Here is a 2829-nt window from a genome sequence, read left to right as displayed (position 1 = left end):
GGCTAGCGGATCGCCGTCCCCGGGATACGGCCGACGGACGACGATCGATACCTTCTGCGCATGCCGCATTCGGGCAGCTTCGGGCTCCTCCTGACCGTGCACGTCGTTCTCGGGGTCTTCGTCATCGGTCCGCTGACACTGATCACCGTGGTCACCCCGCGCCTGCTGCGGTTGGGGGCCGGTGCCCTGCCGATCCTGCGCCTGTGCGTGCGGATGATCCGGGCTCTCGCGCTCGCCTCACTGCTCATCGTCGTGACGGGCCTCGGGCTGGTGCATCAGGGATCATTCGGCAGCGTGCGGTCGCTGGGCGACCCCTGGCTGTCGGGTGCCCTCGTGCTGTGGGTGGTGGCCACCGGGATCTCGCTGGGCATGATCGCGCCCGGGCTCGCCCACGCCGTCAAGGAGATCGACGCGGGCGGTGACACGCGTCGGCGTACCCTTCCAATCATGGGGGGTGTCGCCGTGAGCACCGCCTGCTGGATACTGATCATCGCTTTCATGGTCATCAAGCCCGGGACCTGACGCGGCCGGGCCACCGCGACGATCCGGGGGGGCGGGTCGGCGCTCAGCTCGCCTGCGCGAGCGTCCCGCGACGATCGACTTCCCCGCGATGCACGACATCGTCAAGCTTGTCCAGGATGCGACCCCAGACCTGGCGGGGAAGCTCATGCCCCATCCCGTCGATCTCCAGCAGCTCCGCGAGCGGGATCGCCGCGGCCGTCAACCGACCACCGAGGACCGGGACGAGCGGGTCCGCGTCACCGTGGACGACGAGGGTGGGGACCGGGAGCCGTGCGAGCCCGGGGGTGCGGTCGGGCGCCGCGAGCACGGCGGCGATCTGGCGCATGACCCCGACCGGGTTCGGGCGACGGCCCCATTGGATCTCGGCCCGCCGCCGCAGCCACGCCACGTCCGGCGCGAACAACGGCGAGCCCAGGACCTCCTGCGCCTCGTGCCCGGCGAGGACGAACTCCTCCAGGTCGGCCGGCGCCGGCCGCAGGAACAGCGCAATCGCCTCGGCGGTCGGCTGCACCCGGTGGTCACCCGGATGGGACATCATCGAGGTGAGGCTGCGCACCCGCTCGGGGTTCCCGAGGGCCGCGATCTGGGCGATCATGCCACCCATCGAGCTGCCCATCAGGTGCGCCGACTCGATCCCGAGGGCGGTCAGCAGGCCGATCGCGTCCGCGGCCAGGTCATCGAGCCGGTAGGGGGCGAGGTCGAAGCGACCGCTCAGGATCGCCGCCAGGTCGGGCCGACCGAGCTGGTCGAGATGAGTGGACAGTCCCACGTCCCGGTTGTCGAAGATGATCGTTCGATAACCGCGACGACCGAGCGCGGCCAGCAGGTCCGGGTGCCAGCCGACGAGCGGCTGCCCGAGGCCGCCGATCAGGAGCAGCGGCAACCCGTCCTCGTCTCCGTGGATCTCGTAGGCGAGGTCGATGCCGTTGACTGAGACGATACCCATGGTCGGAAGGTAGCCATCCCATGGCGCCGGCGCACGAGTTCCACCGGCAATCGGCCGGAGGTTACCCGAAAGGGCCAGGCGGATGCCGGCAGCGCGGCCGTCGAGCGGCGAACACCCCACCCATCAACTACTTTAGGTAGTCGATCGACTTCCTAAAGCGATTATCCTGCTGGGCGACCCCACCGGACGGGCACACATGATCTTTCCGACGATCGAGTTTGCGGCGTTCCTTGTCGTGGTGCTGGCGATCTCCTGGCTGCTGATGCCCCGGCCGAGGCTGTGGAAGCCGTTCATCCTCGGGGCGTCGTATTTCTTCTACGGCTTCGCGGACGCACGCTTCGTGCTGCTGATCGTGGCCTCCACCTTGATCAACCAGGGTGCCGCCGTCGCGGTCCACCGCTGGCGCGACCGCCGCCTCCTCATCGCCGCGATCGTCTGCGACCTCGGCCTGCTCGGCTGGTTCAAGTACTACAGCTTCTTCGCCCTGTCGGTGGACCGCGCGCTGGCCGAGATCGGCCTCCCCACGGCGCTGCCCCTGCTCCAGGTGGCGCTGCCGATCGGGATCTCGTTCTTCACCTTCCAGGCGCTGTCCTACGTCATCGACGTCCATCGCGGCACCAGCACACCCGCGTCGCTGCTGGACTTCGCCGTGTACGAGGCGTTCTTCCCGCATCTGGTCGCCGGTCCCATCGTGCGTGCGCGCGAGTTCATCCCCCAGCTCGCCACGCCACGGGATCCGAACCAGGTCCAGGCCACCCGGGCCGTGTTCCTGATCGTGGGCGGCCTGGTCAAGAAGGTGGTGCTCGCCGATCTGATCGCCTCACGCCTCGTCGACCCCGTCTTCGACGCACCCGGCCAGCACTCGTCGCTGGAGATCGCCACGGCCGGCTACGGCTACGCCGTGCAGATCTACTGTGACTTCTCGGCGTACTCCGACATCGCGATCGGGATCGCCCTCCTGCTCGGCTTCCGCTTCCCGGACAACTTCGACCGTCCCTACGCGGCCGTCACCCTGCAGGACTTCTGGCGCCGCTGGCACATGACCCTGTCCCGATGGCTACGCGACTACGTCTACCTACCGCTCGGAGGGAACCGGAAGGGGAAGCGGCGCACCTACCTCAACATCATGATCACCATGACTCTGGGCGGTCTCTGGCACGGCGCCGCCTGGACGTTCGTCCTGTGGGGAGCGCTGCACGGCGGTGGGCTGGTGACCGAACGCCGGATCCGGGCCCGACGGGCGGACCGGATCCGGGCGACGGAACGGGCCCGAGCCACGGGACAGGAGCAGATCCCGGGACAGGCCCGAGCCACGGGACAGGAGCAGATCCCGGGACAGGCCGAATCGGCGGGGCTCTCCG

Annotated in this window: 3 protein-coding genes; 2 read left to right on the top strand and 1 reads right to left on the bottom strand. The window is 69.0% G+C overall.

The features are described 5' to 3' along the window. Positions 1-60: 60 nt before the first annotated feature. Positions 61-522 (top strand): membrane protein, encoded by a 462-nt coding sequence (locus AC08OX_RS12645; RefSeq protein ID WP_011438283.1) that lies wholly within the window; start codon positions 61-63, stop codon positions 520-522. Between the two features lie 43 nt (positions 523-565). On the opposite strand, the gene AC08OX_RS12640 is transcribed toward AC08OX_RS12645, so the two are convergent. Continuing rightward, positions 566-1468, bottom strand: coding sequence for an alpha/beta fold hydrolase (locus AC08OX_RS12640; protein ID WP_476608001.1), 903 nt, complete (start codon positions 1466-1468; stop codon positions 566-568). Positions 1469-1664: 196 nt separating this feature from the next. On the opposite strand from AC08OX_RS12640, the gene AC08OX_RS12635 reads away from it, so the two are divergent. Beyond that, a partial coding sequence (locus AC08OX_RS12635) for an MBOAT family O-acyltransferase (RefSeq protein ID WP_476608000.1) occupies positions 1665-2829 on the top strand: 1165 nt, incomplete at its 3' end.

The organism is Frankia sp. CoBUL1 (assembly GCF_978021245.1).
Note: the sequence above shows the minus strand (reverse complement) of the source record. Positions and strands in the feature narration are given on the sequence as shown.

Excerpts from the sequence above, each read along its gene's own strand:
- AC08OX_RS12645 (WP_011438283.1), top strand. The coding sequence starts at position 61 with ATGCCGCATTCGGGCAGCTTCGGGCTCCTCCTGACCGTGCACGTCGTT.
- AC08OX_RS12640 (WP_476608001.1), bottom strand. The coding sequence starts at position 1,468 with ATGGGTATCGTCTCAGTCAACGGCATCGACCTCGCCTACGAGATCCAC.